The sequence below is a fragment of the Ottowia pentelensis genome (assembly GCF_964341695.1).
This window is the reverse complement of sequence record NZ_OZ224513.1, coordinates 3,380,255-3,405,370: the sequence shown is the minus strand read 5'-3', so window position 1 is coordinate 3,405,370 and position 25,116 is coordinate 3,380,255. Positions and strand designations below refer to the sequence as shown.

General features: G+C 71.2%; 22 protein-coding genes. 15 read left to right on the top strand and 7 right to left on the bottom strand.

Annotated elements, in window-relative coordinates; translation table 11 throughout:
- Positions 1–8: 8 nt before the first annotated feature.
- A complete protein-coding gene (locus ACWHMB_RS16430) occupies positions 9–797 on the bottom strand; it encodes a sulfite exporter TauE/SafE family protein (protein ID WP_293225212.1) in 789 nt (262 codons plus the stop codon).
- Positions 798–920: 123 nt separating this feature from the next.
- Between ACWHMB_RS16430 and ACWHMB_RS16425 the strand changes: the two genes are divergently transcribed.
- From ACWHMB_RS16425 to ACWHMB_RS16410, 4 genes are all read left to right on the top strand, one after another.
- Positions 921–1,610 (top strand): VOC family protein, encoded by a 690-nt coding sequence (locus ACWHMB_RS16425; protein ID WP_293225198.1) that lies wholly within the window; start codon positions 921–923, stop codon positions 1,608–1,610.
- A gap of 62 nt (positions 1,611–1,672) precedes the next feature.
- Entirely contained in the window at positions 1,673–2,647 is a 975-nt protein-coding gene (locus ACWHMB_RS16420) for a threonine dehydratase (protein WP_293225200.1), read from the top strand.
- 109 nt (positions 2,648–2,756) lie between these two features.
- A complete protein-coding gene (locus ACWHMB_RS16415; protein ID WP_293225202.1) occupies positions 2,757–3,083 on the top strand; it encodes a type II toxin-antitoxin system RelE/ParE family toxin in 327 nt (108 codons plus the stop codon).
- Positions 3,076–3,405, top strand: coding sequence for a helix-turn-helix domain-containing protein (locus tag ACWHMB_RS16410; RefSeq protein ID WP_293225204.1), 330 nt, complete (start codon positions 3,076–3,078; stop codon positions 3,403–3,405). Before ACWHMB_RS16415 ends, ACWHMB_RS16410 begins: the two co-directional genes overlap by 8 nt.
- A 108-nt stretch (positions 3,406–3,513) precedes the next feature.
- On the opposite strand, the gene ACWHMB_RS16405 is transcribed toward ACWHMB_RS16410, so the two are convergent.
- Positions 3,514–5,409 (bottom strand): ATP-binding response regulator, encoded by a 1,896-nt coding sequence (locus ACWHMB_RS16405; RefSeq protein WP_377485022.1) that lies wholly within the window; start codon positions 5,407–5,409, stop codon positions 3,514–3,516.
- Between the two features lie 42 nt (positions 5,410–5,451).
- Between ACWHMB_RS16405 and ACWHMB_RS16400 the strand changes: the two genes are divergently transcribed.
- Together ACWHMB_RS16400 and ACWHMB_RS16395 are read left to right on the top strand one after the other, a co-directional pair.
- Positions 5,452–6,132, top strand: a complete 681-nt coding sequence (locus ACWHMB_RS16400; RefSeq protein ID WP_293225207.1) for a histidine phosphatase family protein — start codon at positions 5,452–5,454, stop codon at positions 6,130–6,132.
- 55 nt (positions 6,133–6,187) lie between these two features.
- The gene (locus ACWHMB_RS16395) at positions 6,188–7,339 is read left to right on the top strand and encodes a hypothetical protein (protein WP_377485020.1); all 1,152 of its coding nucleotides are present in this window, start codon (positions 6,188–6,190) and stop codon (positions 7,337–7,339) included.
- A 9-nt stretch (positions 7,340–7,348) separates the two neighbouring features.
- On the opposite strand, the gene ACWHMB_RS16390 is transcribed toward ACWHMB_RS16395, so the two are convergent.
- Entirely contained in the window at positions 7,349–8,320 is a 972-nt protein-coding gene (locus ACWHMB_RS16390) for a Bug family tripartite tricarboxylate transporter substrate binding protein (RefSeq protein WP_377485018.1), read from the bottom strand.
- 368 nt (positions 8,321–8,688) lie between these two features.
- A complete protein-coding gene (locus ACWHMB_RS16385; RefSeq protein WP_293222474.1) occupies positions 8,689–9,519 on the bottom strand; it encodes a creatininase family protein in 831 nt (276 codons plus the stop codon).
- Between the two features lie 48 nt (positions 9,520–9,567).
- Here ACWHMB_RS16385 and ACWHMB_RS16380 point away from each other — a divergent pair, with 48 nt between their 5' ends.
- Positions 9,568–10,323, top strand: a complete 756-nt coding sequence (locus ACWHMB_RS16380; protein WP_377485016.1) for an alanyl-tRNA editing protein — start codon at positions 9,568–9,570, stop codon at positions 10,321–10,323.
- Positions 10,324–10,354: 31 nt separating this feature from the next.
- Positions 10,355–10,858: a DUF411 domain-containing protein gene (locus tag ACWHMB_RS16375; RefSeq protein ID WP_377485014.1), complete on the top strand. Its 504-nt coding sequence runs from the start codon at positions 10,355–10,357 to the stop codon at positions 10,856–10,858.
- A gap of 28 nt (positions 10,859–10,886) precedes the next feature.
- Here ACWHMB_RS16375 and ACWHMB_RS16370 read toward each other — a convergent pair whose 3' ends face one another.
- A complete protein-coding gene (locus tag ACWHMB_RS16370; RefSeq protein ID WP_377485012.1) occupies positions 10,887–12,140 on the bottom strand; it encodes a class I SAM-dependent methyltransferase in 1,254 nt (417 codons plus the stop codon).
- A 170-nt stretch (positions 12,141–12,310) separates the two neighbouring features.
- Here ACWHMB_RS16370 and ACWHMB_RS16365 point away from each other — a divergent pair, with 170 nt between their 5' ends.
- Positions 12,311–14,566 (top strand): protein-disulfide reductase DsbD family protein, encoded by a 2,256-nt coding sequence (locus tag ACWHMB_RS16365; RefSeq protein WP_377485010.1) that lies wholly within the window; start codon positions 12,311–12,313, stop codon positions 14,564–14,566.
- An 11-nt stretch (positions 14,567–14,577) separates the two neighbouring features.
- Here ACWHMB_RS16365 and ACWHMB_RS16360 read toward each other — a convergent pair whose 3' ends face one another.
- Together ACWHMB_RS16360 and ffh are read right to left on the bottom strand one after the other, a co-directional pair.
- On the bottom strand, positions 14,578–15,396 hold the full coding sequence (locus tag ACWHMB_RS16360; RefSeq protein ID WP_377485008.1) for a crotonase/enoyl-CoA hydratase family protein: 819 nt from the start codon (positions 15,394–15,396) through the stop codon (positions 14,578–14,580).
- Between the two features lie 158 nt (positions 15,397–15,554).
- Complete coding sequence (ffh, locus tag ACWHMB_RS16355; protein WP_377485006.1) at positions 15,555–16,961, bottom strand: signal recognition particle protein; 1,407 nt, start codon at positions 16,959–16,961, stop codon at positions 15,555–15,557.
- A gap of 97 nt (positions 16,962–17,058) precedes the next feature.
- Between ffh and ACWHMB_RS16350 the strand changes: the two genes are divergently transcribed.
- The 6 genes from ACWHMB_RS16350 to ACWHMB_RS16325 all read left to right on the top strand — a co-directional run bounded on the left by ACWHMB_RS16350 (position 17,059) and on the right by ACWHMB_RS16325 (position 25,093).
- Positions 17,059–17,868, top strand: a complete 810-nt coding sequence (locus tag ACWHMB_RS16350) for a cytochrome C assembly family protein (RefSeq protein WP_377485004.1) — start codon at positions 17,059–17,061, stop codon at positions 17,866–17,868.
- Positions 17,865–18,095: a PP0621 family protein gene (locus ACWHMB_RS16345; RefSeq protein WP_293224684.1), complete on the top strand. Its 231-nt coding sequence runs from the start codon at positions 17,865–17,867 to the stop codon at positions 18,093–18,095. The genes ACWHMB_RS16350 and ACWHMB_RS16345 overlap by 4 nt, the downstream gene beginning before the upstream one ends.
- Entirely contained in the window at positions 18,088–19,899 is a 1,812-nt protein-coding gene (locus ACWHMB_RS16340; protein ID WP_377485001.1) for a sensor histidine kinase, read from the top strand. The genes ACWHMB_RS16345 and ACWHMB_RS16340 overlap by 8 nt, the downstream gene beginning before the upstream one ends.
- Complete coding sequence (locus ACWHMB_RS16335; RefSeq protein ID WP_377484999.1) at positions 19,896–21,413, top strand: sigma-54-dependent transcriptional regulator; 1,518 nt, start codon at positions 19,896–19,898, stop codon at positions 21,411–21,413. Before ACWHMB_RS16340 ends, ACWHMB_RS16335 begins: the two co-directional genes overlap by 4 nt.
- Positions 21,385–21,984: a 1,6-anhydro-N-acetylmuramyl-L-alanine amidase AmpD gene (gene ampD / locus ACWHMB_RS16330; protein ID WP_293224690.1), complete on the top strand. Its 600-nt coding sequence runs from the start codon at positions 21,385–21,387 to the stop codon at positions 21,982–21,984. Before ACWHMB_RS16335 ends, ampD begins: the two co-directional genes overlap by 29 nt.
- Before the next feature lie 205 nt (positions 21,985–22,189).
- Positions 22,190–25,093, top strand: a complete 2,904-nt coding sequence (locus ACWHMB_RS16325) for a ribonucleoside-diphosphate reductase subunit alpha (RefSeq protein WP_447648591.1) — start codon at positions 22,190–22,192, stop codon at positions 25,091–25,093.
- The last annotated feature ends 23 nt before the right edge of the window (positions 25,094–25,116 follow it).

The following is a 25,116-nucleotide window of genomic DNA, read 5'->3' as shown; positions in this document are numbered from 1 at the left end:
TGTTGTTCTCAAGCGAGCACGAGCTTGCTGCCCGCGTAGGCCAGCAGCAGCGACAAAAGGGTGCGCACCGCGCGCTGTGGCACACGCTGGGCCAGGCGCGTGCCGACGCAGATGCCGGGCAGCGAGCCGCACAGCAGCAGGCCCAGCAGCGCCCAGTCCACCGAGCCGATGGCCGCATGGCCCAGGCCGGCCACCAGCGTCAGCGGCACGGCGTAGGCGATGTCGGCGGCGACGATGCGCGCCAGCGGCAGCGCCGGGTACAGCAGCAGCAGCACCGCCACGCCGATGGCGCCGGCGCCCACCGAGGTCAGCGTGACCAGGCTGCCGATGACGGCGCCCAGCACGATGGGCAGGGCCGGGTGGCGCGCGCGCGTCGGGTCGACGCCGGCGACGGCGGGCTGGCGCTGGGGCGCGTGGCCCAGGTTGGCCTTGTAGAAGGTGGCCGCGGCCGTCAGCAGCAAGGCCGCGCCCAGGGTCAGCGTGATGGCGCGCTGCACCGCCGGCTCGGCCGGGCCCAGGTGACGCAGCACGGCCAGGGTGAGCAGCGCGGCCGGGATGCTGCCCAGGCTGAGCTGGCCGGCCACGCGCCAGGGCACCAGCTGGCGGCGCGCCAGCTGCAGCGTGCCGCCCAGCTTGGTGCCGGCGGCGAACAGCAGGTCGGTGCCCACGGCCAAGTTGGGCGTGACGCCGAAGCCGAAGATGAGCAGCGGCGTCATCAGCGAGCCGCCGCCCACGCCCGTCAGCGCGACGACGAAGCCGACGAAAAAGCCCGCGAAAACAAATACCAGGTCCTGCATGGTGGCGGCGATTGTTGGGCGCGCCGCGGCCAACGCAAACGACATTTTTGGGATTTGCTCATGCGCAGGGAGAAGATGAGCCCGCGCCGTGCGCGCCCTGGCCCGATCTGCGACGATGCGGGCATGAACCCAGACTTCTCTTCGGCGGCGCTCGATCACCTGATCGTCATGGCCGACACGCTGGCGCAGGGCGTGGCCTGGTGCGAGGCGACGCTGGGCGTCACGCCCGCACCAGGCGGCGAGCATGCGCTGTTCGGCACCCACAACCGGCTGCTGGCCGTGGCCTCGCCCGCCTGGCCGCTGGCCTATCTCGAAATCATCGCCGTCAACCCCGACGCCGCGCCCACGCGCCGGCGCTGGTTCGGCATGGACGAGGCCGCGCTGCAGGAGGCGGTGCGCACGCACGGCCCACGCCTGACGCACTGGGTGGCGCGCGTGCCCGACCTGGCCGCGGCGGCCGCCGCCTGGGCCGCGCAGGGGCTGGACGTGGGCGACATCCTGGCCGCCAGCCGCATGACGCCGCGCGGCCTGCTGCAGTGGCAGATCGCCGTGCGCGCCGACGGCCGGCGCTTGCTGGACGGCTGCGCGCCCACGCTGATCGAATGGGGCGCCGTGCACCCAGCGGTCAGCCTGCCGGCCAGCGGCGTCACGCTGCAGGGACTGCGGCTGGCGCACCCGCGGGCGGCGGCGCTGCAGGGCGCGCTGGCGGCGGCCGGCGTGCCGGGCGTCGTGGTCGAGGCGGGTGCCGCAGCGGCGATTTGCGCGCAGCTGCAGACGCCGCGCGGGCTGGTCGAGATCGATTCGGGTTTTTAAGCCAAATCGACTGCTGGCGCCCGCCAATCAAGCGCGAGCAGCTATTTATCCGAGAGCAAACGATGCCTGAACAACCAAGCCTTCCGAGCCTGTCCGAGATCGAAGCCGCCGCCGCCGTGGTGTACCGCGACTTCGCGCCCACGCCGCAATACCGCTGGGCCCTGCTGTCCGAGCGCCTGGGCACCGACTGCTGGGTCAAGCACGAGAACCACACGCCGGTGGGCGCCTTCAAGATCCGCGGCGGGCTGAGCTTCTTCGATGCGCTGGCACGGCGCGGCGCGCTGCCGCGCGAAGTCATCAGCGCCACGCGCGGCAACCACGGCCAGAGCATCGGCTGGGCGGCGCGCACGCACGGCGTGCACTGCACCATCGTCGTGCCGCGCGGCAACTCGGTCGAGAAAAACGCCGCCATGAGCGCGCTGGGGGTCGAGCTGATCGAGCACGGCGAGGACTTCACCGCAAGCAGCGACCACGCCGCGCGCCTGGCCGAAGAGCGCGGCGCGCTGCGGGTGCCCAGCTTCCACATGGATTTGGTCAGCGGCGTGGCGACCTACTGGTGGGAATTCTTCAAGGCCGTGCCGCGGCTCCAGGTCGCCTACGTGCCGATCGGCCTGGGCTCGGGCGCCTGTGGCGCCATCGCCGCCAAGGCCGCGCTGGGCCACGCGGCGCGCATCGTCGGCGTGGTCAGCCGCCACGCCACCACCTATGCCGATTCGCTGGCGGCCGGCCGCGTGGTCGAGGCGCCCGCCACCGCGCGCCTGGCCGACGGCATGGCGGTGCGCCGAGCCGACCCGGCCGCGCTGGCGCTGCTGGCGCCCGGGCTCGACCACGTGGTGCAGGTGAGCGACGAGGAGGTGGCCGGCGCCATGCGCGCGCTGTACACCGACACCCACAACCTGGCCGAAGGTGCCGGCGCGGCGGCACTGGCCGCCGCCCTGCAGGAACGCGCCACGCTGCGCGGCCAGTGCGTGGGCGTGGCGCTGACGGGGGGCAATGTGGATGCCGGCGTATTTGCTCAGGTTCTTTCGGGTGGCTAGCCGTTTGTGATCGCTGGGCTGGTGCTGAACCCCGTTTCCGCAGAGTTCTTGTGACTTTGATGCCGGCATGGCCCGATCCAAAAAATAGCATATAAGCTATAATCGCGCGGTGCCCTACACCATCGCCTACTACAACCCTTCGGTGCAGGCGGGCATCGAGGCATGGCCATCCGGCATCAGCGCCAGTTATGTGCGAATCGTGGAGCAGATGGTGGTGTCCGGGCCGAACCTCGGCTTGCCGTATACGCGCCCTTTCGGCGACGGCTTGTTCGAGATTCGCGCCAAGGCCGCCGAGGGCATCGGGCGGGCGTTCTTCTGCTCCCTGGTCGGGCAGCGCATCGTGATCCTGCACGGCTTCATCAAGAAGACGCAGCAGACCCCGCACAAGGAACTGAAACTCGCCCGCAGGCGTTTGAAAGAGGTGCTCCATGGCTAGCAAAATTCAAACCGAAGACGGTTACCAACCGGTCGGCTTCGATCCAAAGGCCCACGCCGCGAAGAGGCGCAAGGCCGACCCGGCTTTCCGGGCTGCATACGATGCGCTGGAGGACGAATTCGCCGCCCTGGCGGCACTGCTGGCCGCGCGGAAAGACGCGGGTCTGACTCAGGCCGACGTGGCTGCTCGCATGGGCGTGTCGCAGCCCGTGCTGGCCCGCATCGAATCGAGCCTGGGCAGCCGCAAGCATTCGCCCTCGCTCGAAACCCTGCGGCGCTATGCCGGCGCCTGCGGCAAGAAGCTCGTCATCCAGATGATTTGAAGGATGGGCAAGGCCTGCACGAGCCAACAGTTGATCCCGGGCCTCCACCCTGAATGAGTGCGATTGGCTGCCGGGGTGCCGACAGGCGCCGGCACATTTGTTGAGTTGCTATTGCAAAGATAGCTTGCCGCGCTTTATGAGTAAGGGCTGCAAGTCGATTTGACCCTGTTCTTCGGCCGTGACCGAGGCCGGTGCCGCGGGGTCGGCCAGCTGGCGCAGCAGCTGCAGCAGGGCGTCGGGCTGCACCGGCTTGAACATCACCGCCAGCCCGCTGGCATAGGCGGCGCGCACGCGGGCGGGGTCGGTGTCGCCGGTGACCAGCACCGTGGGCACGGGCTGGCCGGCGCATTCGCGCAGCACGGCGGTGGCGGCGATGCCGTCCTCGGCGCCGGCCAGCCGAAAGTCGACGATGAAGGCGTCGAAGCCGGCCGGCTCGGCCTGCACCAGGGCGCTGGCCGCGGCCAGTGTCTGCGTGATCTCGATGCGCGCGCAGTGCGGCGCCAGCCACAGGCGAATGGCCTCGCCGACAGCGGCCTCGTCGTCCAGCAGCAGCACGCGCAGTGGCCGCTGGGCGGCGGTGCGGGGCGCGGCGACGGCCGCGTGCGCCGGCGCCGCGGCCCGCGGCGGCAGCGGCTTGTCGCGCGGCAGTTCGAGCCAGAACACGCTGCCGCGGCCGAGGCGCGAGCGCACGCCCACCGCGCCGTCCAGCAGCTGGGCCAGGCGCCGCACGATGGCCAGGCCGATGCCCAGGCCGTGCGTCACGTCGCGCTGCGGGTTGCCGACCTGGTAGAACTCGTCGAACAGGTGCGGCAGGTGCTCGGGCGCGATGCCGGCGCCGGTGTCCCACACCGCCAGGCGCAGGCGCCGGCGCCGCACGCGGGCGCTGATCAGCATGCGCCCGCGCCCCTGGCCGGCGTACTTGATGGCGTTGTCGATGAAGTTGGACAGCACGCGCAGCACCAGGTCGGGGTCGGTCACCAGCACCTGCGGCCCGGTGTGAAAGCGCAGCTCGATGCCGGCCTCCTGCGCCGGCGGTTCGAACTGCTGGGCCAGCGCCAGGAAGATCTGGTCCACCGCCACCAGCGTCCAGTTGGCGTGCACGGCGCCGGCGTCGATGCGCGAGATGTCCAGCATGCCGTTGAGCAGGCCGCTGACCGAGTCGGTGGCCTGCACCACGCGGTCGGCCACCGGCTGCAGCGCGTGGCCGGCCAGGTCACGCTGCAGCGCCCGCGAAAACAGCGCCAGCGCGTGCACCGGCTGGCGCAGGTCGTGACTGGCCGAGGCGAAGAAGCGGTTGCGCTCCTGGTTCAGGCGCTGCAGCTCGCGCGCGCGCGCCAGCACCTGCGCGGTCAGCGTCTCGTTGTCGAGCTGCGCGCCGATCATGGCCACGTGCATGCGGTGCTCGATCAGCGCGAAGCGGCCGATGGTGGCGCCGAACAGCAGCGTGCACGCGCACATCACCCAGCCCAGCGTGTCGCCCTCCCAGGCAAAGCGCAGCGCCAGCATCAGCGTGATGGGCGCCAGCCAGCCCAGCACCGCGCTGCGCCGCGGCATGATGGGCGCGATGGAGGCGCCGATCATGCCGAACAGGATGACGATCATCACCGGCGCCAGGGTTTGCGGCTGGCCGGGCGGCAGCAGGATCCAGGGCGCCAGGCCCCAGGCGACGGAGGCGGCCACCAGCAGCGGCACCACGTGGGCGACGGCGCGCGACGGCAGGTGGTTGGGGTAGCGCGCCGGCGGATGGTCGCGTTCGGTGCGCCACAGCATGTAGTAGCGCAGCGCCTGCACGCCATGCATCAGCGCCGCCCAGATGAACACCTGCGGGCGGCCGCTCAGCGCGTAGAACAGCACCCACAGCAGCAGCGCCGCCAGAAAGGCGCCCACGCGCGCGGCGCGCTCGAGCGCGAACAGCTGGTAGTTGAGCCGCTCGCCGATGCGGCGCTCGCGCTCCTGCGCCCGCTCGCGCTCGGCGGCGTCGGGGGGCGGGTCGGCAGCTGTCACGGACAGGACCTCGCCGTGGCGGGCGGCAGGCAGAATTCCGGCATGGGAGCACTTTATCTTGTCCGTCACGGCCAGGCGAGCTTCGGTGCCGACGACTACGACCAGCTGAGCGCGCTCGGCCAGGCGCAGGCGCGCCGGCTGGGCGAGTACTGGCGCGAGTCGCTGGGGCCCGAACTGCGCTTCGACGCCGTGTTGACCGGCACGCTGCGCCGCCAGCTGCAGACCTGGCAGGGCATCGCCGAGGGCGCGGCGCTGGCCGACACGCCGCACACGCGCCTGCCGGGCCTGAACGAATACGACAGCCACGCCGTCATTGCCGCCATCCACCCCGAACCGCTGCCCAGGCCCGACACGCCCGAGCGGTATCGCCAGCACTTCCGCCTGCTGCGCCATGGCTTGTCCGCCTGGATGCGCGGCGAGACCGCGCCGGCCGGCATGCCCAGCTACGCCGACTTCGTGCGGGGCGTGGACGAGGCGCTGGCGCAGGCGCGCGCGTCGGGCGCCGAACGGGTGCTGCTGGTGTCCAGCGGCGGGCCCATCGCGACGGCGGTGTCGCGCGTGCTGCAGGCGCCGCCCGAGGTCAGCATCGAGCTGAACCTGCACTACCGCAACACGGCGGTGAGCGAGCTGAACCTGGGCCGGCGCGGCCCGATGCTGGTGACCTACAACACGCTGCCGCACCTGGTCGGGCCGGCCTGGCGCGACTGGGTCAGCTACGCCTGAAGCGGGGCGCGTTATTCCGGATGCGCGCGTGTTGGCAAATCCGGACACTCGCCGCATGAGCGCTGCAGCCGCCTTGCCAACCGATCACGCCGCCGGGCTGTGGGTGCAGCCCCGGCCGGGGCAGACACTGGCGGGCCTGCAACGCCAGCTGTTCGACTGGCTGGCCTCGCATGGCCTGGAGGAGCGTAGGGTGCTGTGCCACGCGGACGAGTCCGGCCATGGCTTGCGCCTGCGCCTTACGCCCGAGGCGCTGGCCGCCTGGGCGCCCGGCTTCGATACGCTGGAGCTGGCCGCCACGCTGCGGCGCGACGGCGACAGCGACGACGCGGCGCTGGCGCGCGAGATCGTCGTGGCCATGCTGGCGGCGCCGCAGCCCATGGCCTTCGATGGCATGGACGAGCTGCAGGCCCGGGTCGGCGTGCGCGGCCACATCGTGCGCGCGGCGGCCCGCACGGCGCTGGCCTTTCGCACCGACGACGCGGCCGAGCGGCCGGCCGACTTCTGGCATTACGACGAGGAGCACGGCTTTCTGCTGCACGAGGGCCGGCCGCTGATCGACGCGCTGCGCGCCGCCACCCAGCCCGAGGCCACCGGGCGGCGGTACGACTTTTCCTGCTATCGCGCCACCGAGTACGTCATCCTGCTGGGCATCGCGCAGGAGCTGGCGCTGCGCAACCCGGCGCTGCTGGAGGCCGTCACTCGGGCCAGCCGGCGCCGCGCCATTCGCTCGGGCGCGTTTCACGAGGTGTTCCTGACCGAGTTCGGCTCGCTGGCGCAGCCGGTGCCGCCGCGCTACTACGTGCCCGGCGCGCGGGTGTGGTTTCGCAACCCGCACGCCGGCTCGGCCGACGTCGAGGGCTACGAGGGCTCCTGGGTCATCTATCTGGGTGGCGGGCGCTTCAGCAATTTCTGGCAGCGCGAGCGGCCCTATGGGCTGGACGACAAATGCGTCGAGATCCACCACTGGCGCCACGGCGTCGAGGCCGACGCCGACGGCGCGCTGCGCATGAACGAAGGGGTGGTGGAGCGGCGCACGGCCGCCACGCTGGCACACCCGGCCCGGCGCGCCGCCGTGCTGGCGCGCATGCAACGCCTGCGCGATCCGCAGGGGGTGTATGCCGCGGGCGGCTGCATCGACGCCACGCGCGAGTTCCCGCGCCCGCTGTGCCCGGGCACCAGCACCATCGCCCTGCCGGCGCTGGCCTGAGCGCGGCGTTTACTGCGGCTGAAAGCCGCTGTCCTGGATGATGCGCGTCCACACCCGGGTGTAGGCGTGCTCGCGCTCGCCCAGCTGGCGCGGCGTCATGTAGCCCACCGTGAGGCCCATGTCGGTGAGCTGCTGGTGTACCTCGGGCACGGCCAGGGCCTTTTCCAGCGCGCGCGTGAAGCGGTTGACGAAGTCGGCCGGCGTGCCCTTGGGCGCCCAGATGCCGTAGTAGGGCGTGTCTTCCAGGCCCTTGATGCCCAGCTCGGCAAACGTGGGCACCTGCGGCAGCGCGGCCTGGCGCTGGCCGCCCAGCACGCCGATCATGTGCAGCTTGCCGGCGCGCTGGTATTCGATGAAGTCGGGCACCGAGCCGATGCCGGCCGGAATCTGGTTGCCCAGCATGTCGCTCATCATCGGCGCGCTGCCCTTGTAGGGCACCGGGGTCAGCTTCAGGCCGTAGGTCCGGGCCAGCAGCTGCACCAGGAATTCGGGTGTGGACGCCGGCGCCGGAATGCCGATGGGCGCCTGGCCGCCGCGCGCCTTCACCCAGTCGATGAAGGCCGGCAGGCTGCGTGCCGGCGTGCCGCCCGACACCGCCAGGCCGTTGACGAAGGTGGCCAGGCCGCCCACCGGATCGAAGTCGGCATGCGGATCGAAGCCGGGCTTCTTGACCACCTGCGGCAGGATCGAGATGGTGTGGTCGTGCGACAGGAACAGCGTGCTGCCGTCGGCGCGCGCGGTCTTCAACTGCTGCGCCGCGATCTGTCCGCCGGCGCCGGGGCGGTTGTCGACCAGCACGGTGCGGCCCAGCTCGGCCTGCAGTTTTTCGGCCAGCAGGCGGGCGATGGCGTCCGAGCCGCCGCCGGCCGGAAAGCCCACCAGCAGGTGGATCGGCCCCTCGCCCTGCGCCCAGGCCGCGGGCGCGCCGGCCAGCGCCGCGGTGGACACGAGGGCGGAGCAGAACTGGCGGCGGTCGAGCATGGCGGGATGGATGCGGGGTATTGACGAGCCGCAAATTCTAGGGCCTGTTCACGCCATTTCTGCCCGATGCGTTGCGATCAGAAAGGGCCAGGCGCAAGGCGCCAAACGAAGCTGGGGTGGTGCCCCAGCGAGGCTTGGCAACGCCGCGAATGGCCCTTTCTGGTCGCAACCCGAAGGGAACGTGGACAAATCCGCGCCACTCGGCGTTGCGCTCCTAGCCAAGGCCTCGGCCTTCGCGTCGTCGCGCGCCTTGATTGGCGCGGATTTGTCCGCGTTCGCACGGGCAGAAATGGCGTGAACAGGCCCTAGTCAGCCCCACGCGGCGCCCGCCGCTGCGCCGGGCGCGCGCGACAGCTTGCCGACGGCCGTCAAGCCGGCCGCAGCGTGTTGGCGGGCAGGCGATCGACCTCGCGCAGCAGGGTGGCCAGCGCGCGGCCGGCGGCGTCGATCAGGGCCAGGCCGTCTTCCAGGTCGGCCGCGGCGGCATTGCCGGCGGCGCCCTCGGGGTTGAGGTCTTGTGCGGCCCAGGCCAGCTTGGCGCTGCGGCCGTTGCCCAGGGTGGGGTAGTCGCGCGCGCGCAGCTCCGAGGTGGACTCGAAGCTCTTGAAGCGCGACTGGCGCACCAGCCGCGGCTTGAGCGCCAGCATCATCGCGGTCTCGGCCTGGCCGCCGTGCACGCCGAAGCGCTGCTCGGCCGCCGGGATGCGCTCCATCGCGTCGCGGCCGTCGGGCTCCAGCAGGGGCAGGTTGAACCAGCTGGTGCTGTACACCAGCATGCCCAGGCGATGGCGCCAGTCGCGCGCCACCACGTCCATCAGGCCCACGTTGCCGCCGTGGGTGTTGAACAGCAGCAGCTTGCGCACGCCGCTGGCCAGCACGCTTTCGGCAATGTCGGTCCACAGGTGGATCACGGTCTCGGCCTTCAGGCTCAGGGTGCCGGCAAAGCCCGCGTGCTCGGGGCTGTAGCCGATGCGTTGCACCGGCAAGAACAGCACCGGCAGGTCGGCCGGCAGGTGGGGCGTGGTCGCCTGCACCATGCTGTGCGCCAGGTTGGCGTCGACCGACAGCGGCAGGTGAGGCCCGTGCTGCTCGGTGGCGCCCAGCGGCAGCACGGCGATGGCCCGGTTCAGGTCCAGCGTGGCGAAGTCGGTGGTCGCCAGGTCCGACCACTGGCGCGTGCGGGGAGGCTGTGCAGACATGGCCGCCATCTTACGCATGCCCACCGCTCGATTGCTACGATATTCGTCATGACCGAAGAACTCTTTCGCCAGGACGCAACACTTGAACACTGCACCGCCCGGGTGCTGGCCGTGGACGCGGCCGGCGTGGTGCTGGACCGCACCGTGTTCTACCCGCTGGGCGGCGGCCAGGCCGGCGACGCCGGCTGGCTGGAGGCCGCGGACGGCACGCGCATCGCCATCGCCGACACCCGCAAGGAAAAGGACGCCGAGGGCAGGATTACAGGCCGAATCGTGCATGTGCCCGCACCCGATCAGCGCGAGGCGCTATCAAAATTGCTGGTTGGCGACACGGTTGCGGCGCGCATCGACATGCCGCGCCGGCGGCGGCTGATGCGCTTTCACAGCGCCTCGCACCTGCTGTGCCACCTGGTGCCGGTGCCGGTCAACGGCTGCTCGATCACGCCCGAGCATGCGCGCATCGACTTTCACATGAGCGAGCCGCTGGACAAGGAGCAGCTCACGGCCGGTCTGGCGCGCCTGGTGGCCGCCGGCCTGCCGGTGGTGGTGGGCGCGGTGAGCGACGCCGAGCTGGACGCGCACCCCGAACTGGTCAAGAGCATGAGCGTGCAGCCGCCGCGCGGCAGCGGCACGGTGCGCACGATACGGATCGGCGCGCCCGCGGGGCAGGGCGAGCTGATCGACCTGCAGCCCTGCGGCGGCACCCACGTGGCCAACACGGCCGAGATCGGCGCCGTGGTGGTGACCAAGATCGAAAAGAAGAGCGCCATGACGCGGCGCGTGGTGCTGGGCCTGGCCGATTGAACTTTGCGCCCTGCGAGAATCGAACCTCCCCATGAACCAGACCCCCATGACCCTTCTCGCATCCCCATCATCCCGCCGCCACGCCCTGCGCTGGGCCGCTGCCGGCGTGGCCGCCGCGGCCAGCGGCCCGCTGTGGGCGCAGCGCGCGCCCCAGGCCACGGCGGTCGAGGTCTGGAAGGACGCCAGCTGTGGCTGTTGCCACGACTGGATCACCCACATGGAGCAAAACGGCTTTGCCGTGACGGCGCACGACACCGGCAACAACGCCGTGCGCGCCCGGCTGGGGCTGGCAGCCAAATACGGTTCCTGCCACACCGCGCTGGTGGGCGGCTACGTGGTCGAAGGCCACGTGGGCGCGGCCGAGGTGCGGCGCCTGCTGCGCGAGCGCCCCGACGCGCTGGGCCTGGCGGTGCCCGGCATGCCCGTCGGCTCACCCGGCATGGACGGCGCCGTTTACAAAGGGCGGCGCGACCAATACGACACGGTGCTGGTGCTGCGCGACGGCACCAGCCGCGTGTTCCAGAAGCACGGCTGAGGCCGGCCCCTGGATGAGCGCGCGCCGCTCAGGCGCCGCCGTACATGAAGCGACGCGACCAGGGCAGGCTGGTGGCGCTTTGGCCGCCGCGGCGGCACAGCACCTGAAAGAGCGAGATCTCGTCGTGCTCGAAGGCCCACTGGCAGCCCACCAGGTACATGCGCCAGATGCGCCACTTCTTCTCGTCCACCAGGCTTTTCAGGTGCTCGCCCTTGGCCTCGAAGTTGTCGCTCCAGCACTGCAGGGTGCGCGCGTAGTGGCGGCGCAGGCTTTCGGCGTCCACCGGCTCCAGCCCGCCGCGCTGCAGGGTCGACAGCACCAGGCTGACGTGCGGGAGCTCGCCCTGCGGAAACACGTAGCGGTCGATGAAGCGGCCGCCGCCGTGGCTGGTTTCGGCGTTGTCGGCGTCGGTGGAGGTGATGCCGTGGTTCAGCGCCCAGCCGCCGGGCGCCAGGCGGTCGTGGATGATGCGAAAGTACGGCTCCAGGTTCTTCAGCCCCACGTGCTCGCACATGCCCACGCTGGTGATGCGGTCGAAGCTCTCGCTGACGTCGCGGTAGTCCTGCAGCCGGATCTCGACGCGGTCCTGCAGGCCGGCGGCACGCACGCGCTCGGTGGCCAGCTCGTACTGGTTTTGCGACAGCGTGATGCCGACGCAGCGCGCGCCGAATTTTTGTGCCGCGCGCAGCACCAGCGCGCCCCAGCCGCAGCCGATGTCCAGCAGGCTCTGGCCGGGCTCCACGCGCAGCTTGGTCAGGATGTGGTCGATCTTCTTTTGCTGCGCCTGCGCCAAAGTCTCGGTGCCGATCTCGAAGTAGGCGCACGAATACACCATGGCCGGGTCCAGCCATTCGGCGTAGAAGGCGTTGGAGACGTCGTAGTGGTAGTGGATGGCGGCGCGATCCTCATTCTTGCTGTGGTGCTGGGCGTCGACCACCCGGCGCACCATGCGGCCCATCCAGCTGGCCTTGTCGGGGTCGGCGCCGCCGCCGGCGGCCGCCAGCCGATGCGCGACGTCGATGATGTCCTGCACCGTGCCGGCGACGTCCAGGTGGCCCTCGACATAGGCCTCGCCCAGGGCGTCCAGCGAGGGCGACAGCAGCGCCGCCGCGCCCTTGGCGTCGCGCACGTCCAGCGTCACGCGCGGGCTGTCGAACTGGCCCAGCTTCAGGCCGGTGCCGCCTTTCCAGCGCACCAGCACCGGCACGTCCAGCCGCGCGCGCAGGCGCTCGGCCCAATGGTTGAGGGTGGCGTCGAACGGGGACGAGGCTGACAGTTGCATCGCGCGAGGTCTCCTGGTGAGGGGCCGCTCCCGGGCGGCGGTATACAGCAAATGACAGGGCCAAACTTATCACGCCTGCGCCGCCCTTGCAGCGCGCGATGGGCTTGCGGGGCGGTCGGGAACCTCGGCGTTCGCGCGCGTTCTGACCGGATGGCCGAAAATACCCACCGATGAACGCGCTGCGCACCCTGATCTCCCTGGTTTTTGCTGCTTTATTGATAGCTGTTGGCGCTTTCCCCACGGGCGCTGCAGCTCAAATCGGCGCCAAATCCGAAGTCCACACCGAGCAGGTGCAGGCGCGGCTGCTGGCCTGGGCGCCGCAGGGCGTGGCCACCGGCGCGGCGGCCAGCGGCGCGCCCGGCACGGTCTGGGTCGGCCTGCAGATCACGCACCAGCCGGGCTGGCACACCTACTGGAAGAACTCGGGCGACTCGGGCCTGCCCACCGAGCTGCAGTGGACGCTGCCGCCCGGCGTGATGGCCGGCGACATCGCCTGGCCGCTGCCCAAGAAGATCCCGATCGCCAACCTGGCCAACTACGGCTACGAGGGCACGGTGCTGCTGCCGGTGCCGCTGATCGTCACGCCCGAGTACAAGCCCGGCCCGCTGACCGAGGCCATGGACATCGGCCTGAAGGCCAGCTGGCTGGTGTGCCGCCAGGAGTGCATCCCGCAGGAGGGCGAGTTTGCCTTGCGCTTGCCGCTGCGCAGCTCCACCGCGCTGGACGGCGGCGCCTTCGAGGCGGCGCTGAAGAGCCAGCCCGCCGAGCTGACGGGCGCGCAGCAGGTGCAGGTGGCCGGCGAGCGGCTGCAGGTGCGCATCAGCGGCCTGCCCGAGGCAGTGCGCGGCCAGGCGCTGGAGCTGTTTCCCGAAACGCCCAACATCCTGCTGACCGCCGCCACCCGGGGCGACGCGCCCGGCCCGCGCAGCTGGACGCAGCGCTGGGACGGCGCCGTGTGGACGGCCGACGTGCCGCTGTCGCCCGACCGCGCCGACAGCCCGGCCGATTTGCCGCTGGTGCTGGTGACCGACGACGGCCAGGGCTGGCGCGCCGACGCCACCGTCAGCGGCGCCTGGCCCGCACCGGCCCCGGTGGCTGCCATGTCCCCCGCGCTGGAGGCGGCGCTGGCCGCCAATGCGGCGCGCGGGGCGGCGGGCGGCGGCCCGGCCGTGGCACCACCCGCCGCGCCAGCGGCCGTGCCGGCGGGCACCTTCACGTGGGCGCTGCTGGGCGCGCTGCTGGGCGGCATGCTGCTCAACCTCATGCCCTGCGTGTTTCCGGTGCTGGCCATCAAGGTGCTGGGCTTTGCCAGGCATGGCGATGACCGCCGCGCGCACCGCATCAGCGGCCTGGCCTACAGCGCGGGCGTGGTGCTGTCCTTTGTTGCGCTGGGCGCGCTGATGCTGGCGCTGCGCGCCGCCGGCGAGCAGCTGGGCTGGGGCTTTCAGCTGCAGTCGCCGCTGGTGGTGGCGCTGCTGGGCACGCTGTTTGCCGTTCTGGGGCTGAACCTGGCGGGCGTGTTCGAGTTCGGCCAGTTTTTGCCCAGCGGCGTGGCCACGCTGCAGGCACGCCATCCGGTGGTCGATGCCGGCCTGTCGGGCGTGCTGGCGGTGGCCGTGGCCTCGCCCTGCACGGCGCCCTTCATGGGGGCCTCGCTGGGGCTGGCCGTGGGGCTGCCGGCGGCGCAGGCGCTGGCGCTGTTTGCCGCCCTGGGGCTGGGCATGGCGTTGCCCTATCTGGCGGCCAGCTGGCTGCCGGCGGTGGCGCGCGCGCTGCCCAAGCCCGGCGCGTGGATGGACGTGTTCAAGAAGTTCATGGCCTTTCCGATGTTCGGCACCGCCGTCTGGCTGCTGTGGGTGCTGGGACAGCAAAGCGGCATCGACGGTGCCGGCGCGCTGCTGGCGCTGTGGGTGGCGCTGGCGCTGCTGCTGTGGGCGCTGGGCCTGGCGGGGCGCACGCGCTGGCTGATCGCGTCGGTGGCGCTGGCCTTCGGCGCCTTCCTGGCCCAGGCCATCGGCCCCGCCGTGCTGCGCGGCGCCGAGCCGGCGGCGCTGCAGGCCCAGGCCGCGCCGGCGGCCGGCGAGCGCTGGCAGCCCTGGTCGCCCGAGCGCGTGCAGGCGCTGCTGGGCCAGGGCCAGCCGGTGTTCGTCGACTTCACCGCTGCCTGGTGCGTGACCTGCCAGTACAACAAGAAGACCACGCTGGCCAACGGCGAGGTGCTGGCCGCCATGGACGCCGCGCGCGTGCAAACCCTGCGCGCCGACTGGACGCGGCGCGACCCGGTCATCAGCGCCGAGCTGCAGCGGCTGGGCCGCAGCGGCGTGCCGGTGTACGTGCTGCTGGCGCCGGGGCAGGCGCCGAAGGTGTTCTCGGAGGTGCTCAGCGCAGCCGACGTGAAGGACGCGCTGGCGGCCCTGAAGTCCTGAGCGACTGAGCCTCAGCGCCCGGTAAAGCGCGCCGGGCGCTTTTCGACAAAGGCGCGCACGCCCTCGGCGGCGTCCTCGCTGGCGGCCAGCAGCTTTTGCACCGGCACGAAGTCGGCCACGGCGGCGGCCTGGCCCAGCTCGATCGCCTTCAGCACGTTCAGCCGCGTGGCAACCACGGCGGCGGGGGCCTGGGCGGCGATGCGGCGGGCCAGCGTCAGGGTCGTGTCCATCAGCTCGGCCGCGGGCACCACCTTCTGCACGAAGTTGCAGCGCCAGGCCTCGGCGCTGTCGAACACGTCGGCCGTGAGCAGGTGCAGCAGCGCGTTGCCGACGCCGGCGCGCTCGGACATGCGCAGCGTGGCGCCGCCGGTGGCCATGATGCAGCGCTGCACCTCCAGTTGCGAGAAGCGGCAGTCGTCGGCCGCCACCACGATGTCGGCGCCCAGCATCAGCTCGATGCCCACGGTGTAGCAAATGCCCTGGACGGCCACCAGCATGGGCTTCTGGCGGCGGCGGTAGCCGGGCTGGCCGTAGTTGTAGGGCTCGACCAGGCCAGCGGGCACCAGCTCCTCGCCGCGCTGCAGATAGGGCGCCACCACCGGCAGGTCCAGCCCGGCGGTGAAGTGGTCGCCAAAGGCGTGCAGCACGCCCACGCGCAGGGCGGGATCGTCGTCCAGGCGGGTGTAGGCCTCGGCCAGCTGGCGGAACATCACGGGCGTCCAGCCGTTGCGCTTGGCCGGGCGGTTGATGCCGATCAGCAGGATGTGGTCGTCGACGACCTGGGTGTCGATGCAGCCGTCGGCGGGCGGGGTGGAGGCGGTGGGGGTCATGGTGGTGCAGCCTGCGGTGAAACGGGAAGGCCCGCAGCTTACGACCAAGCGGTACGCGGGGCCGTCACCTTGGCGGCATGGCGCGGTGCGCTCATTAATCAATAGCTGCTCGCGCTTGTCCCGAGCGGGCCAGAGCCAAATTTGGCTTGAAGCCGTGCTCAGAAGGGCAGCTTGCCGCCTGGCGGCAGCGGGGGCATGCCGCCGCCCATCAGGCCCTTCATGCCCTTCATGCCGCCCATGCGCTTCATCATCTTCATCAGGCCGCCGCCCTTCATCTGCTTCATCATGCCCTGCATCTGCTCGAACTCTTTCAGCAGGCGGTTGACCTCCTGCACCTGCACGCCGGCGCCGGCGGCGATGCGGCGCTTGCGGCTGGCCTTGAGCAGCTCGGGCTTGCGGCGCTCTTGTGGCGTCATGCTGTTGATGATGCCTTCCTTGCGGCGCACGTCCTTTTCGGCGCGGCTCAGATCCGCCTCGCTGGCCTTGGCCGCCATCTGCGTGGGCAGCTTGTCCATCAGGCTGGACAGCCCGCCCATCTGCTTCATCTGCTGCAACTGGCCCAGAAAGTCCTGCAGGTCGAAACCGCTGCCGCTCTTGACCTTCTCGGCCAGCTTCTTGGCGGCCTCGATGTCGACGCCCGCCGTCACCTGCTCGACCAGCGCCAGCACGTCGCCCATGCCCAGGATGCGGCCGGCGTGGCGCTCGGCGTCGAACACTTCCAGGCCGTCGATCTTCTCGCTGACGCCGGCAAACTTGATCGGCGCGCCGGTGATCTGCCGCACCGACAGCGCCGCGCCGCCGCGCGAATCGCCGTCCATCTTGGTCAGCACGATGCCGGTGAGCGGCAGCGCTTCCTTGAAGGCGCGGGCGGTGTTGGCCGCGTCCTGGCCCTGCATGGCGTCGACCACGAACAGGGTCTCGACCGGGTTCAGCGCCGCGTGCAGGGCCTTGATCTCGGCCATCAGCGCCTCGTCGATGGCCAGCCGGCCGGCGGTGTCCACCAGCAGCACGTCGTAGAAGTGCTTGCGCGCGTGGTCCAGCGCGGCGCGGGCGATGTCCACCGGCTTTTGCTCGGGGCTGGACGGGAACCAGTCGGCGCCGGCCTGCGCGGTCACGGTCTTGAGCTGCTCGATGGCGGCCGGCCGATAGACGTCGCCCGACACCGTCAGCACCTTCTTCTTGCGCTTCTGGATCAGATGGCGCGCCAGCTTGGCCGTGGTGGTGGTCTTGCCGGCGCCCTGCAGGCCGGCCATCAGGATCACCGCCGGCGGTTGCGCCGCCAGGTTCAGATCGCTCACGCCCTCGCCCATGGTGGCGGCGAGCTCCTTGTTGACGATGCCCACCAGCGCCTGGCCAGGCTTGAGGCTGCCCAGCACCTCCTGGCCCAGCGCCTCGTCCTTGACGCGGGCAATGAAGTCGCGCACCACGGGCAGCGCCACGTCGGCCTCCAGCAGGGCCATGCGCACCTCGCGCAGCATGTCCTGCACGTTGGCTTCGGTGATGCGCGCCTGGCCGCTGATCTTCTTGACCAGGCCGGAAAGTTTGTCGGTGAGGGTGGAGGCCATGCGAGGGGGCGCGGCGCGAACGCGCGTGCGGTAGGTGGGACGAAAAAGGCGGCGTAGCGGCGGTCGGCCGCGCCGGGGCAACCGCTAAACTGTGGCCATGATTTTAGCCAGTGCCTCCTCCGTCGCGTGGCTGCTGGGCTTGGCGGCGGCCGTGGCCTATGCGGTGCCGGCGCTGGCGGCGCGCGCCATTGGCGCCGTCAGCGCGCGGCGCGTGCTGACCCTGGCCTGGCTGCTGCACGGCGCGCAACTGGCCTGGGTGCAGCTGACGCACCCGCCGCGCTTCGGTTTTGCGCAGTCGCTGTCGATCACCGTGTGGCTGGCGCTCACCGTCTATGTCATCGAGCGGCGGCTGTATCCGCGCCTGCCCGCGCGCTGGGCCCTGGCCGGCTTCGGCAGCCTGGCGATCGTGCTGGCGCTGCTGTTTCCGGGCGCGCCGCTGCCGGCCACGTCCTCGCCGCTGCTGGGCCTGCACTCCGCGCTGGGCCTGTCGGCCTACGGCCTGTTTGCCGCCGCCGTGGCGCACGGCTGGCTGATGACGCGCGCCGAGCGCCAGATGCGCCAGGCCGCGCCGGGGCAGGACGCGGGCGTGCCCCTGCTGACGCTGGAGCGGCTGATGTTTCGCTTCATCGGCGCTGGCTTCGTGCTGCTGACCCTGACCCTGGTGGCGGGCCTGCTGTTCGGCGAGCAGCTGTACGGCCCGGCGCACGTGGGCTGGCGCTGGACGCACAAGAACGTGTTTACGCTGCTGTCCTGGATCGTGTTTGCCGCGCTGCTGCTGGGCCATTGGCGCCTGGGCTGGCGCGGCCGGCGCGCGGTGCGCATGCTCGACGTCGGCGCGGGCCTGCTGCTGCTGGGCTACGTGGGTTCGCGTTTCGTGATGGAAGTGCTGCTGGGGCGCGCGCCATGAAGGCGCTGGTGGTCCTGCTGGTGGTGCTGTTCGGCGTCTGGCTGTGGCGGCGCGGGCGGCGCCTGGATGCGCCCCCGGCGCCGCCGCCGCCCCGGTCCGACGGTGCGGTTCAGCCCATGGTGGCCTGCGCCCGCTGCGGCGTGCACGTGCCGCAGTCCAGCGCGGTGAGCGGGCGCGCCGGACTCTATTGCTGCGAGGCGCACCGCCGGGAGGCCGAAGGTGGCTGAGTGGGCGCCTTCGCGCACGTCGGCGGCCACGGGTGCGCGGCGCGCCGATTCGGGCTGGCCGCGCTCGGGCTGGTTCGACGCCGGCGCATCCCCCGTGGTGGTGCCGACGCACGCGGTGCCGGCCTGGCCCGGCACGCCGGCGGCCGACCGTGGTGGTTTCGTGCGCCTGTGGAAGGCCTTCATGTCGGCGCGCCTGCTGCTGGCGCTGGCGCTGCTGGCGCTGCAGCTGAGCGCCAACGCGCTGGCGCAGCCGGTGCCGGCCTGGGTGTTCTGGCTGACCGGCGCCTACGCCGTGCTGACGGCGCTGGAGCGCTGGCGCGCCACGCCGCAGGGGCCGGGGCGTTCGTTCGACGGCCAGTGGTTCTACACCGCCGGCGCCGACCTGCTGTTCGTGGCGGTGCTGATGACGCAGGAGATCGCGGCCGGCATTCGCTACACGCCGCTGCTGGCGCTGCCGGTGCTGATGACCGCCATCCTGGGCACGCGCACGCTGGCGCTGGGCACGGCGGCGCTGGCGGCGCTGCTGATGCTGGGCGACGCGGTGATCGGCGCGCGCGCCGGCCTGTGGGCCAGCACCGCCGAGGTGGCCCAGGCCGGCCTGATGGGCTGCGGCCTGCTGGCGCTGGCGTGGCTGACCAACACCCTGGCGCTGCGCCTGGCGCGCGAGCAGCAGCTGACGGCGCGCGGCCGCGCCGAGGTGCGCATGCAGTCGCTGGTCAACAACCTGGTCATCGAGTCGATGGCCGACGGCGTGCTGGTGGTCGACGCCGGCTGCGTCGTGCACGCGGCCAACCCGGCGGCGCACGGCATGCTGGGTTCGGACCTGGAGGTGACGCCGGGCGTGTTTCGCCTGACCGACCATCCCGCCTGGGTGCAGCTGGCCGACCTGGTGCGACTGACCTTCGAGGGCCAGGACGTGGACGGCATCGAGATCATCCTGCACCACGAGGACCAGCCCGCCAGCCAGCTCAAGGTGCGCACCGAGCGCACGCCCTCGCTGGGCGTGGAGCACGAGGCCCGGCTGTGCGTGATGTTCCTGCAGGACTTGCGCGGCATGCAGGCGCAGCTGCGCACCGAGAAGCTGGCGTCCATGGGCCGCATGTCGGCCGCCGTGGCGCACGAATTTCGCAACCCGCTGGCGGCCATCAGCCAGGCCAACGCCCTGCTGGCCGAGGAGCTGGCCGAGCCCGCGCAGCAGCGCCTGACGGACATGATCCGGCAGAACACCGGCCGGCTGGCGCACATCGTGGACGACGTGCTGGACGTGGCGCGCGCGCCTGGCCTGGCCGACGAGACCGAGGGCCTGGTGCTGAACGACGAGACGCAGGCCTTTTGCGCCGAGTGGGCCGCGCAGCATGGCGCCGGCGCCCGCCTGCAGGTGCAGCTGCTGGCGCCCGATCTGGCGGTGCACTTCGCGCGCGAGCACCTGCGCCGCCTGCTGGTCAACCTGCTGGACAACGCCACGCGCTACGCCAGCGCGCAGCCCGGCGCCATCCAGGTGACGACGCAGGCGATTCGCCACGGGCCGGTGCTGCTGCGGGTGTGGAGCGACGGCGCGCCGCTCGATCCCATCGTGCAGCGCCATCTGTTCGAGCCCTTCTCGTCGTCCGAGAGCCGCTCCAGCGGGCTGGGCCTGTTCATTTGCCGCGAGCTGTGCGAGCGCCACGGCGCGGTGCTGTCCCACGAGCGCACGGTGCGCGAGCGCGCGGGGCAGCCGGTGGAAGGCAATGCGTTCAGCATCGAGATGCGACGGGCGCCGGGCCGTTTCGGCCCTTCCAGCTTCGGGGAGTCCAGCTTTTCATGAGTGCGAATCCGCAGCGGGCCGCGCCCGCGCGCATCCTGGTGGTGGACGACGAGCCCGACCTGTGCACGCTGTACGAACTGACCCTGCTGCGCGAGGGGCACCAGGTGCGCACCGCCGGCACGCTGGCGCAGGCGCGCCAGTGCTTGGCCGAGCAAGACTTCGACGCCGTCATCACCGACATGCGCCTGCCCGACGGCGACGGCCTGGGCCTGCTGCGCTATCTGGCGGCTGGCCAGCGGCGCGAGCGCTGCATCATGATCACCGCCTACGGTTCGCCCGAGAACGCGGTCGAGGCGCTCAAGAGCGGTGCCTTCGACTACCTGACCAAGCCGGTCGATCTGCGCCAGTTTCGCGCCGTCGTGCAGTCGGCCCTGCAGGCGCCCGAGCCGGTGACGGCACCGGCGCCGCTGCCGGCGGCGGACACCCGGCCGACGGCGCCGCCGCCGGAGGAAGACGCCGGGCCGGGCCAGGCGGCGCTGGCGCGCCTGGTGGGCGAGTCGGCGGCCATGCGCTCGGTCAAGCGGCGCGTGGCCAAGGTGGCGCGCAGCATGGCGCCGGTGCTGGTGCACGGCGAATCGGGCACCGGCAAGGAGCTGGTGGCGCGCGCGGTGCACGCCTGCAGCCATCGCCACGCCGGGCCCTTCGTGCCGGTCAACTGCGGCGCCATTCCCGACAACCTGCTGGAGGCCGAATTCTTCGGCGCGCGCAAGGGCTCCTACACCGGCGCCGTGCAGGACCGCGAGGGCTTCTTTCAGGCCGCGGCCGGCGGCACGCTGTTTCTGGACGAGATCGGCGATTTGCCGCTGGCCATGCAGGCCAAGCTGCTGCGCGCCATCCAGGAGCGCAGCGTGCGCCCGCTGGGTGCGACGCAGGAAGAACCGGTGGACGTGCGCATCGTCAGCGCCACGCACAAGAACCTGGCGGCGGCGGTGCACGGCGGCAGCTTTCGCCAAGACCTGTTCTATCGCCTGAACGTGATCGAGATCGCCATTCCGCCGCTGCGCGAGCGGCGCGAGGACATCGCCGCGCTGTGCCAGGTGCTGCTGGCGCGCATCGCGCACGAGTCGGGCGTGCCGGCGATCGAGCTGGCGCCCGAGCAGCTGGCCGCCATCATGCGGGCGCCGCTGGCGGGCAATGTGCGCGAGCTGGAGAACCTGCTGTACCGCGCGGTGGCGCTGGGCGGCGCGCGCGACTCCAACCTGGGCGACCTGGCCCCGCTGGATGAGATGCCGCGCGGCGCGGTGCCGTCGCAGCCCGCGCCGCTGCCTGCGGCCGTGCCGTTGACGCCGGCGGCGCCGCATCGCCCGGCGTCGGCGCCGGGGCAGGGCCTGGCGGCGTGGCTGGACGGGCAGGAGCGGCAGCTGCTGATGCAGGCGCTGCATGAGTCGGGCCTCGATCTGGCGGCGGCCGCGCAGCGCCTGGGCCTGGCCGCGCGCCCCTTGCGCTGGCGCCTGCAGCGCCTGGGCATTCCATGGGCCGAAGACGATGGCGCCCCAGCGCCGGCTCCGCGCTGACGCGCCCTGGCGGCAGGGCTGGTACGCGCCGGCGCAGGCGCTGCCGTCGCCTAACCGGGGGCCGCGGCCCGAGGGTGTCGCCGTCTCGCTGATCGTGGTGCATTCGATCAGCCTGCCGCCGGGCGAGTTCGGCGGCGCGCAGGTGCAGGCGCTGTTCACCAACACGCTGGACTGGGATGCGCACCCCTACTTCCAGGGCCTGCGCGGCCTGCAGGTGTCGGCGCATTTCTTCGTCCGACGCGATGGCGCGCTGTGGCAGTTCGTCAGCACCGACGAGCGCGCCTGGCACGCCGGCACATCCAGCCATCGCGGGCGCGCCAACTGCAACGACTACTCGGTGGGCATCGAGCTGGAAGGCCTGGAAGGCGGCGCGTTCGAGCCCGCCCAATACGCCAGCCTAGCGCGCCTGTGCAAGGACCTGCGGCGTCACTGTCCGATCGACGCCATTGCCGGCCACGAGCACGTCGCGCCCGGCCGCAAGCTCGACCCCGGCCCCGGCTTCGACTGGCGCGCGCTGCAGCGCGCGCTGCGCTGGCCGCGCGCCTTTTATCCCGACGGCGTGCTGGGCTGAGCCCGCGCCCGCGCATGCGGAGGCCGTGACTGGTCGCCGTTGTCGCTGCGCGTGGAAAATCCGCCATACACCATAGCTTGTGTGTTGTGCTTTGATAAAACACTAGATATAGTGTGTCCACCCGAAGCAAAAAAACACCACAAGCCCGCGTCCGGCACCTGCTTCGAGCCGTCTGAGACCCCTTCGCACCCTCCGAGAGACACGCATGCAAACTGCCCGCAGCACCGCGCCCTTCACCGTGCCCGTCACGCCCGCTGCCCCGATCGAGCCCGTGGCCGCCACCGCCAACCCGCTGACCCACTACCAGATCATGCGGCGCAACGGCGCCGTCGTGCGCTTCGAGCCGGCCAAGATCGCCGTGGCGATGATGAAGGCCTTTCTGGCCGTGCATGGCACGCAGGGCGCGGCCTCGGCCAGCGTGCGCGAGCTGGTCGACGAGCTGACCCAGACCGTGGTGCGCGCGCTGATGCGCTCGCGGCCGGCCGGTGGCACCTTTCACATCGAGGACGTGCAGGACCAGGTCGAGCTGGCCCTGATGCGCGGCGGCCACCACGAGGTGGCGCGTGCCTATGTGCTGTATCGCGAGCGCCGCGCGCAGGAGCGCGCGCAGCACAAGGCCGCCCCGGCCGCGGCGGCGCAGGTGCTGCATGTACTACAAAATAATGAGCGCATTGCGCTTGATCTGTCTGGGCTGCAAGCCCTTTTGACTCAGGCCTGCGCCGGCCTGAGCGCCGAGATCAGCGCCGCGCCCATCCTGGCCGAGACCCTGCGCAACCTGTACGACGGCGTGCCCATCGAGGAGGTCTACAAGGCCGCCATCCTGGCCGCGCGCACCCTGATCGAGCAGGAGCCGGATTACACGTTCGTCACCGCCCGCCTGCTGCTGCACACCATCGCGCAGGAGGTGCTGGGCGAGGACGTGGGCCTGCCCGAGCTGGCCGGCGCCTATGCCGAATCCTTTCCGCGCTTCATCCAGCGCGGCGTCGAGCACGAACTGCTGGACGAGCGCCTGCTGCAGTTCGACCTGGCGCGCCTGGGCGCGGCGCTCAAGCCCGAGCGCGACCTGCAGTTCGACTACCTGGGCCTGCAGACGCTGTACGACCGCTACTTCCTGCACGTGCGCAAGCAACGCATCGAACTGCCGCAGGCCTTCTTCATGCGCGTGGCCATGGGCCTGGCGCTGCATGAAATCGACCGCGAGGCGCGCGCCATCGAGTTCTACGAGGTGCTGTCGTCCTTCGACTTCATGAGCAGCACGCCCACGCTGTTCAACAGCGGCACGCGGCGCTCGCAGCTGTCCTCCTGCTACCTGACCACGGTGCCCGACGAGCTGGACGGCATCTACGAATCGATCAAGGAAAACGCCCTGCTGTCCAAGTATGCCGGCGGCCTGGGCAACGACTGGACGCGGGTGCGCGCCCTGGGCAGCCACATCAAGGGCACCAACGGCGAGTCGCAGGGCGTGGTGCCATTCCTGAAGGTGGTCAACGACACGGCGGTGGCCGTCAATCAGGGCGGCAAGCGCAAGGGCGCCGTCTGCGCCTACCTGGAGACCTGGCACCTGGACGTCGAGGAATTCCTGGAGCTGCGCAAGAACACCGGCGACGACCGCCGCCGCACGCACGACATGAACACCGCCAACTGGGTGCCCGACCTGTTCATGCGCCGCGTGATGGAAAAGGGCTCGTGGACGCTGTTTTCGCCGTCCGACGTGCCCGACCTGCACGACCAATACGGCACCGCCTTCGAGCAGGCCTACGTCGCCTACGAGGAAAAGGCCGCGCGCGGCGAGATCAAGCCCAGCAAGACCCTGCCTGCGGTCGACCTGTGGCGCAAGATGCTTTCGATGCTGTTCGAGACCGGCCATCCCTGGATCACCTTCAAGGACGCCTGCAACGTCCGCTCGCCGCAGCAGCACGCCGGCGTGGTGCATTCCAGCAACCTGTGCACCGAGATCACGCTCAACACCAGCGACAGCGAAACCGCGGTGTGCAACCTGGGCTCGGTCAACCTGCCGCGCCACATCACCGACGGGCACATCGACCACGCCAAGCTGCAGCGCACCGTGCAGACGGCCATGCGCATGCTCGACAACGTCATCGACATCAATTACTACGCCGTCAAGAAGGCGCGCGACTCCAATCTGCGCCACCGCCCGGTGGGCCTGGGCGTGATGGGATTTCAAGATGCGCTGTACGCACTGCGCATTCCCTACGCCAGCGAGCAGGCGGTGCAGTTCGCCGACCAGTCGATGGAGGCGATCTGCTACCACGCCTACTGGGCCTCGACCGAACTGGCGGCCGAACGCGGGCGCTATGCGTCGTACAAGGGCTCGCTGTGGGAGCGCGGCGTGTTGCCGCTGGATACCCTCGACCTGCTGGAGCGGGCGCGCGGCGGCTACGTGGAGGTGGACCGCTCGGCCACGCTGGACTGGGACGCGCTGCGCGCCAAGATCGGGCGCGACGGCATGCGCAACAGCAACTGCATCGCCATCGCGCCCACCGCCACCATCAGCAACATCGTCGGCGTCGACGCCTCGATCGAGCCGTGCTTCGGCAACCTGTCGGTCAAGAGCAACCTGTCGGGCGAGTTCACCATCATCAACCACCACCTGGTGCGCGACCTCAAGCGCCTGAACCTGTGGGACGAGGTGATGGTGATGGACCTGAAGCACTTCGACGGCTCGCTGGCCGCCATCGACCGCGTACCCGCCGACATCAAGCAGCTGTACGCCACCGCCTTCGAGGTGCAGCCCCAGTGGCTGGTGGAGTGCGCCGCGCGGCGCCAGAAGTGGATCGACCAGGCGCAGAGCCTGAACATCTACATGGCCGGTGCCTCGGGCAAGAAGCTGGACGACACCTACAAGCTCGCGTGGCTGCGCGGCGTCAAGACCACCTACTACCTGCGCACCACCAGCGCCACGCAGGCCGAGAAGTCCACCATCCAGTCGGGCCGACTGAACGCCGTGCCGAGCAGCCACGAGCGCGACGGCGGCCTGCAGGCCAGCCATGCGGCGGCGGCGCCCGAGAGCACGCTCGACGCCGTCGAGGCCGCCACCGACATCAAGTTCTGCGCCATCGACGATCCCGGTTGCGAGGCCTGCCAGTGATCGCGCGTTGCGGCTTCGTCGCG

Excerpts from the sequence above, each read along its gene's own strand:
- ACWHMB_RS16325 (WP_447648591.1), top strand. The coding sequence starts at position 22,190 with ATGCAAACTGCCCGCAGCACCGCGCCCTTCACCGTGCCCGTCACGCCC.
- ACWHMB_RS16370 (WP_377485012.1), bottom strand. The coding sequence starts at position 12,140 with ATGCAACTGTCAGCCTCGTCCCCGTTCGACGCCACCCTCAACCATTGG.
- ACWHMB_RS16350 (WP_377485004.1), top strand. The coding sequence starts at position 17,059 with ATGATTTTAGCCAGTGCCTCCTCCGTCGCGTGGCTGCTGGGCTTGGCG.
- ACWHMB_RS16365 (WP_377485010.1), top strand. The coding sequence starts at position 12,311 with ATGAACGCGCTGCGCACCCTGATCTCCCTGGTTTTTGCTGCTTTATTG.
- ACWHMB_RS16420 (WP_293225200.1), top strand. The coding sequence starts at position 1,673 with ATGCCTGAACAACCAAGCCTTCCGAGCCTGTCCGAGATCGAAGCCGCC.
- ACWHMB_RS16410 (WP_293225204.1), top strand. The coding sequence starts at position 3,076 with ATGGCTAGCAAAATTCAAACCGAAGACGGTTACCAACCGGTCGGCTTC.
- ampD (WP_293224690.1), top strand. The coding sequence starts at position 21,385 with ATGGCGCCCCAGCGCCGGCTCCGCGCTGACGCGCCCTGGCGGCAGGGC.
- ACWHMB_RS16425 (WP_293225198.1), top strand. The coding sequence starts at position 921 with ATGAACCCAGACTTCTCTTCGGCGGCGCTCGATCACCTGATCGTCATG.
- ACWHMB_RS16395 (WP_377485020.1), top strand. The coding sequence starts at position 6,188 with ATGAGCGCTGCAGCCGCCTTGCCAACCGATCACGCCGCCGGGCTGTGG.
- ACWHMB_RS16430 (WP_293225212.1), bottom strand. The coding sequence starts at position 797 with ATGCAGGACCTGGTATTTGTTTTCGCGGGCTTTTTCGTCGGCTTCGTC.
- ACWHMB_RS16385 (WP_293222474.1), bottom strand. The coding sequence starts at position 9,519 with ATGTCTGCACAGCCTCCCCGCACGCGCCAGTGGTCGGACCTGGCGACC.
- ACWHMB_RS16360 (WP_377485008.1), bottom strand. The coding sequence starts at position 15,396 with ATGACCCCCACCGCCTCCACCCCGCCCGCCGACGGCTGCATCGACACC.
- ACWHMB_RS16400 (WP_293225207.1), top strand. The coding sequence starts at position 5,452 with ATGGGAGCACTTTATCTTGTCCGTCACGGCCAGGCGAGCTTCGGTGCC.
- ffh (WP_377485006.1), bottom strand. The coding sequence starts at position 16,961 with ATGGCCTCCACCCTCACCGACAAACTTTCCGGCCTGGTCAAGAAGATC.
- ACWHMB_RS16380 (WP_377485016.1), top strand. The coding sequence starts at position 9,568 with ATGACCGAAGAACTCTTTCGCCAGGACGCAACACTTGAACACTGCACC.
- ACWHMB_RS16335 (WP_377484999.1), top strand. The coding sequence starts at position 19,896 with ATGAGTGCGAATCCGCAGCGGGCCGCGCCCGCGCGCATCCTGGTGGTG.
- ACWHMB_RS16345 (WP_293224684.1), top strand. The coding sequence starts at position 17,865 with ATGAAGGCGCTGGTGGTCCTGCTGGTGGTGCTGTTCGGCGTCTGGCTG.
- ACWHMB_RS16390 (WP_377485018.1), bottom strand. The coding sequence starts at position 8,320 with ATGCTCGACCGCCGCCAGTTCTGCTCCGCCCTCGTGTCCACCGCGGCG.
- ACWHMB_RS16375 (WP_377485014.1), top strand. The coding sequence starts at position 10,355 with ATGAACCAGACCCCCATGACCCTTCTCGCATCCCCATCATCCCGCCGC.